Raw genomic sequence first — 5,903 nt, forward strand, 5'->3', positions numbered from 1 at the left:
AGGCCTCGGGCTGGTAGTAGTCGTAGTAACTCACGAAGTACTCCACCGCGTTTTTGGGGAAGAACTCGCGGAACTCGCTGTACAGCTGCGCAGCCAAGGTTTTGTTAGGCGCAAACACAATGGCGGGCTTGCCTATTTGTGCGATCACATTGGCCATGGTGAATGTCTTGCCCGAACCTGTCACGCCGAGCAGGGTCTGGAACACCTCCCCGTCGTGCACGCCTTCGACCAACTGCTCAATGGCCACAGGCTGGTCGCCTGCGGGTGGGTAAGGTTGGTAAAGCTCAAACGGGGAGCCCGGGTAGCTGACAAACTTCCCCTCTGCGAACGGGTCGGCATCAGACACGGCTTCAACAACAGGGGCTTCAGACAAGTTAGACATCTTTTTGTTAAGACCGCCTGGCCAAACCAGACGGCCAAGGCCGTTAAAATCAGGGACAACCCTAAAGCCTAACCGAGGAACGGGTTTTCTGCCACCACTGAACACAATCCAAGGACTTTCCATGTCTCTGTTTTCCGCCGTCGAAATGGCCCCCCGCGACCCAATCCTGGGTCTGAACGAACAATACAACGCCGACACCAACCCCAACAAAGTAAACTTGGGCGTGGGCGTGTACTTCGACGACAACGGCAAACTGCCCCTCTTGCAATGTGTGCAGGCAGCCGAAAAAACCATGATGGCCACGCCCTCCCCCCGCGGCTACTTGCCCATTGACGGCATCGTGGCTTATGACAACGCCGTCAAGGCGCTGGTATTCGGTGCTGAATCTGACGTAGTGGAGTCGGGCCGCGTGTCAACCGTGCAAGCCATTGGCGGCACGGGCGGCCTGAAAATCGGTGCCGACTTCCTGAAAAAAGTCAGCCCCAATGCGAAAGTGCTGATTTCTGACCCCAGCTGGGAAAACCACCGCGCCATCTTCATCAACGCCGGTTTTGAAGTCGAGAGCTACACCTATTACGACGCGGCCAAGCGCGGCGTCAACTTCGAAGGCATGCTGGCCAGCCTGAATGCGGCCGCGGCGGGCACCATCGTCGTGTTGCACGCTTGCTGCCACAACCCCACGGGTTATGACATCACTGCGGCCCAGTGGGACCAGGTCATTGCCGTCGTCAAGGCCAAAAGTCTCACGGCTTTCCTCGACATGGCCTACCAAGGCTTTGGCCACGGCATCCAAGAGGACGGCGCGGTCATCGGCAAGTTTGTGGCTGCGGGCCTGAACATTTTTGTGTCCACATCCTTCTCCAAGAGTTTCAGCCTCTACGGCGAGCGCGTGGGAGCCCTGTCGGTGGTGGCCACTGACAAAGAAGAAGCCTCGCGCGTTTTGTCGCAACTCAAGATCGCCATCCGCACCAACTATTCCAACCCGCCCATCCACGGCGGTGCGGTGGTGGCAGCTGTGCTGAACAACCCTGAGCTGCGTGCCCAGTGGGAAAGCGAACTGGCCGAAATGCGCGTGCGCATCAAGGCCATGCGCCAAAAACTGGTGGACAGCCTCAAAGCGGCTGGCGTCAAGCAAGACATGAGCTTCATCACCACCCAGATCGGCATGTTCAGCTATTCGGGTCTGACCAAAGACCAAATGGTTCGTCTGCGCAGCGCGTTTGGCGTGTACGGCACCGACACCGGCCGCATGTGCGTGGCCGCGCTCAACAGCAAAAACATCGACTACGTGTGCGCATCGATCGCCAAAGTCGTCTAAAGCAAACCAGAAACTGACATTCGGCTTGCAACCGCCCCTGACGGGGCGGTTTCTTTTTGTACGGTCCGGAAGGTGACTGTCAATTAGGGGGCACACTCAAAAAATACCTGCTGGTCTCCTGTAGTATTGCTGCAGCGCACCATTTTGTTGCAAGGGAAACTGTCACATGCTTTATCAGATTTACGAAACGCAACGCTCCATCATGGAGCCTTTTTCCGATCTGGCCCAGGCCGCAGCCAAGCTTTACAGCAACCCCCTGAACCCCATGGCGCAAACGCCCATGGCCCAGCGCGTGTCCGCTGGCTACGCCTTGATGCACCGTTTGGGCAAGGACTACGAGAAACCAGCGTTTGGCATTCAGACCGTCAAGGTCAACCAAACGGACGTCGCCATCCATGAGCGCATCGAGATCGACAAGCCCTTTTGTGAACTGCGCCGATTCAAGCGCTTCACGGACGACCCGGCAACTCTGGCACTGCTCAAAAGCCAACCCGTGGTTTTGATCGTGGCGCCTTTGTCTGGCCACTACGCCACGCTGCTGCGCGACACCGTCAAGACCATGCTGCAAGGCCACAAGGTCTACATCACCGACTGGAAAAACGCCCGCTTGGTGCCCATGTCCGAAGGTGAATTCCACTTGGACGACTACATCAACTATGTGCAGGAATTCATCCGCCATCTGCAGTCCATCTACGGCTACTGCCATGTGGTGAGCGTGTGCCAGCCCACCGTGCCGGTGTTGGCGGCCGTGTCCTTGATGGCCAGTCGTGGCGAAAAAACGCCATTGACCATGACCATGATGGGCGGCCCCATCGATGCACGCAAATCACCCACAGCGGTGAACAACTTGGCGACCAACAAGAGTTTTGAGTGGTTCGAAAACAATGTGATCTACCGCGTACCGGCCAACTTCGCAGGTGCCGGTCGCCGTGTGTACCCCGGGTTTTTACAACACACCGGTTTTGTGGCCATGAACCCTGACCGCCATGCCACCAGCCATTACGATTACTTCAAAGACCTGATCAAGGGCGACGACGCCAGCACCGAAGCGCACCGCAAGTTCTACGACGAGTACAACGCGGTGCTCGACATGGACGCCGACTACTACTTGGAAACCATCCAGACCGTGTTCCAGGACTTCAAGCTGGTCAAGGGCACCTGGGACGTCAAGGGTGTGGACGGCAAGATCGAGCGTGTGCGTCCGCAAGACATCAAGAACACCGCACTGATGACCGTGGAAGGCGAGTTGGACGATATCTCTGGCTCAGGCCAGACCCGTGCAGCCCAAGACATGTGCACCGGCGTGGTGGAGAGAGACCGCTTGCACCTGGAAGTGCTGGGTGCCGGCCACTACGGCATTTTCAGTGGCAGCCGTTGGCGCAATGTGGTCTACCCGAAACTGGTTTCGTTCATCTTGAACCATTCGCCCAAGGCCAAAGTGGCCGTGACAACAGCCGTGGCTGCAGCGCCTAAGGAGGTCAAAGCCGCGGTCAAGACAGCCGCTAAGGCCCAAGTCACAGCAGCCGTCAAGCCTTCAGCCACGGCCGTCGCCAAGCCTGCGGCCAAATCTGCCGTCAAAGCGGTGGCCGCACCAGCAGTTAAGCCTGTTGCCAAAGTTGTGCAGCCCGTGGCGCCGGTCAAAGCAGCGGCCAAAAAACCTGTCAAGGCCATGGCTAAAGCCCCTGCCAAAAAAAGCAACGCTTCAGCCAAACCACCGGGCACAGTTAAAACTACTTGGGTTGCCCCAAAAGCCTGAGGCCCATGCCCCTGCAACCCACAGCGCCTGAGACCCAGGCGCTTTTTCTTGCCCTCAACGATGCCCTGCCCCAAACGCAGTGCACACGTTGCGGCTTTCCCGATTGCGCCAGCTATGCCAGCGCCATGGCCGAAGGTCAAGCGGCCATCAACCAATGCCCGCCGGGTGGAAAAGCCGGCATTGAGCGTCTGGCTGCATTGACTGGCCAACCCGTGGTCATGCTGAACCCGGAGCATGGCCTTGAAGGCCCACGGCATGTGGCCATCATTGACGAGGCCTGGTGCATTGGCTGCACGCTGTGCATCAAGGCCTGCCCGACCGATGCGATTTTGGGGGCCAACAAAGTCATGCACACCGTGATCGAACCTTGGTGCACGGGGTGTGAGTTGTGCATTCCGGTGTGTCCGGTGGACTGCATTGCGCTGGAAAATGTGACGAGCGAAGATACTGGCTGGGCCGCCTGGTCTGCAGAGCAAGCCCACACCGCACGCCAGCGCTACACCTCACGCCAGCAGCGTTTGGTGCGCGAGGAAGCCGAGCACCACAAGCAACTGCAAACCAAGGCCGAGCACAAACTGGCCGATCTGACAGCGCACACCAAGGGCACAGAAAACGCCCCCGAAGTGGACCGCAAACGCGCCATCATCGAAGCGGCATTGGCCAAAGCAAAAGCCCGGCAAGCTGGCGCCTGACGGGCTTTTGAAGGACTTTGTCGGGGCTGAAGCCACCGACCTGCAAGACGGTTTTTGTAGGTCGGTGGCTTCAGCCCCGACATGTTGTCAATCAGAACTGCTGGTCCGACACATCTCAATGCGCATTGGCCGCCAAAGCCGCAAAAGCCTTGACCACTTCAGCAGGCGCCTGCACCAACTCGATCAACACGCCCTCGCCGCCAATCGGGAACTCTTCATTCGCCTTGGGGTGCAAGAAGGTGATGTCAAATCCAGCAGCGCCCTTGCGGATGCCGCCGGGCGCAAAGCGCACGCCTTGCGCCGCAAGCCACGCCACCGCCACCGGCAGGTCGTCGATCCACAGGCCGATGTGGTTGAGCGGCGTGGTGTGCACGGCAGGCTTTTTCTCGGGGTCCAGCGGTTGCATCAGGTCAACCTCGACCTTGAAGGGGCCGGAGCCGATGGCGCAAATGTCTTCGTCCACGTTCTCGCGTTCAATTTTGTAAGTGCCAGTCACTTCCAGGCCGAACATGTCGACCCAGAGTTTTTGCAAGCGGCTTTTGTCAGGGCCGCCGATGGCGATTTGCTGGACGCCCAGCACTTTGAAGGGGCGTGTCATTTATTCGAACTCCACAATCATCTGGTCCACCGTCAGAGATTCGCCTTTGGCGGCCACCACTTTTTTGACCACGCCGTCTTGTGAGGCGAACAACACGTTTTCCATCTTCATGGCTTCGATCACGGCCACGCGCTCGCCCGCTTGCACTTTTTGGCCCACAGAGACGGCCACATCGACCAAAAGGCCAGGCATGGGTGAGAGCACAAAGCGGCTCAAGTCTGGCGGGGACTTGAAAGGCATGAGCTGGTGCAACTCGGCCATGCGCGGCGACATGACCAAGGCTTCAATGCGGGTGCCGTTGTGCTGCACTTGCAAAGCCAAAGGGTTCTTCAAGGTGCCACGCTCAATTTGCGCGATAAATGGCTGGCCGTTGCAAGTGCCTTCGATGCGGATGTCGTTCAGACGCGAATTGCTCTCGATCGCGTAGGTTTTGCCCGCAATGGTGATTTGCGCCACACCGCGCTTGCCGATGAACTCGTCCACATGCACCTGGACATAGCGGTTGTGCCCGCCTTGCCCCAGCTCGACCACCGCATAGTCCTGGCCCACCTTCACGTCATAACCGGGCAACTGACCGCTCAAACCTGCCGCGCGCTCACGCGACTTGCGGCGCACGAAGGCAGCCAGTGCGGCCAAGAAGTCGTGGTCTTCGTGCGGCACGTCTTCGGCGCGGAAACCTTGGCTGTACTGCTCGGCAATGAAACCGGTGTTGAAGTCACCCGACACAAAGCGCGGGTGCGCCAGCAAAGCCGCTTGGAAGGGGATGTTGGTGCTGATGCCGCGAATCACAAAGCCATTCAAGGCTTCGCGCATTTTGGCAATCGCATCGTTGCGGTCTTTGCCGTGCACGATGAGCTTGGCGATCATCGAGTCATAGAACATCGGAATCTCGCCGCCGTCCTGCACACCCGTGTCCACACGCACACCGAACAAGTCAGCGGTGTTGCCTTGGAACATGGTTTGTTTGGGCGTCTGAAAGCGCACCAAACGCCCCGTAGAAGGCAAGAAATTGCGGAACGGGTCTTCGGCGTTGATGCGGCACTCGATGGACCAGCCGTTCCGCTGCACGTCTTTTTGTTCGATCGGCAATTTCTCACCTGCCGCCACACGGATCATCATCTCCACCAAATCCAGGCCGGTGATGGCCTCGGTCACGG

Annotated in this window: 6 protein-coding genes; 3 read left to right on the forward strand and 3 right to left on the reverse strand. The window is 58.5% G+C overall.

Annotated elements, in window-relative coordinates; all coding sequences use genetic code 11:
* Positions 1-382, reverse strand: a 382-nt coding sequence (locus tag Q0341_RS01235; protein ID WP_299510005.1) for a DEAD/DEAH box helicase family protein, incomplete at its 3' end; no start/stop codon positions are given.
* A gap of 121 nt (positions 383-503) precedes the next feature.
* Here Q0341_RS01235 and Q0341_RS01240 point away from each other — a divergent pair.
* From Q0341_RS01240 to rsxB, 3 genes are all read left to right on the forward strand, one after another.
* Entirely contained in the window at positions 504-1,700 is a 1,197-nt protein-coding gene (locus Q0341_RS01240; protein WP_299510006.1) for an amino acid aminotransferase, read from the forward strand.
* Between the two features lie 166 nt (positions 1,701-1,866).
* Complete coding sequence (gene phaZ, locus Q0341_RS01245; protein WP_299510007.1) at positions 1,867-3,456, forward strand: polyhydroxyalkanoate depolymerase; 1,590 nt, start codon at positions 1,867-1,869, stop codon at positions 3,454-3,456.
* A gap of 5 nt (positions 3,457-3,461) precedes the next feature.
* Positions 3,462-4,148 carry an electron transport complex subunit RsxB gene (gene rsxB, locus Q0341_RS01250; RefSeq protein WP_299510008.1) on the forward strand — a complete coding sequence of 229 codons (687 nt, stop codon included), beginning with the start codon at positions 3,462-3,464 and terminating at the stop codon, positions 4,146-4,148.
* Positions 4,149-4,263: 115 nt separating this feature from the next.
* Here the strand turns inward: rsxB and Q0341_RS01255 are convergent, their stop codons facing one another.
* Positions 4,264-4,746: a VOC family protein gene (locus tag Q0341_RS01255; RefSeq protein ID WP_299510009.1), complete on the reverse strand. Its 483-nt coding sequence runs from the start codon at positions 4,744-4,746 to the stop codon at positions 4,264-4,266.
* The coding region (locus tag Q0341_RS01260; protein WP_299510011.1) for a biotin/lipoyl-containing protein at positions 4,747-5,903 on the reverse strand (1,157 nt) is incomplete at its 5' end.

Origin of the sequence: uncultured Limnohabitans sp., assembly GCF_937889215.1 — a bacterium.
Lineage (GTDB): Bacteria > Pseudomonadota > Gammaproteobacteria > Burkholderiales > Burkholderiaceae_C > Limnohabitans_A.

Coding starts and splice junctions, on each gene's coding strand:
- phaZ (WP_299510007.1), top strand. CDS start 1,867: ATGCTTTATCAGATTTACGAAACGCAACGCTCCATCATGGAGCCTTTT.
- rsxB (WP_299510008.1), top strand. CDS start 3,462: ATGCCCCTGCAACCCACAGCGCCTGAGACCCAGGCGCTTTTTCTTGCC.
- Q0341_RS01240 (WP_299510006.1), top strand. CDS start 504: ATGTCTCTGTTTTCCGCCGTCGAAATGGCCCCCCGCGACCCAATCCTG.
- Q0341_RS01255 (WP_299510009.1), bottom strand. CDS start 4,746: ATGACACGCCCCTTCAAAGTGCTGGGCGTCCAGCAAATCGCCATCGGC.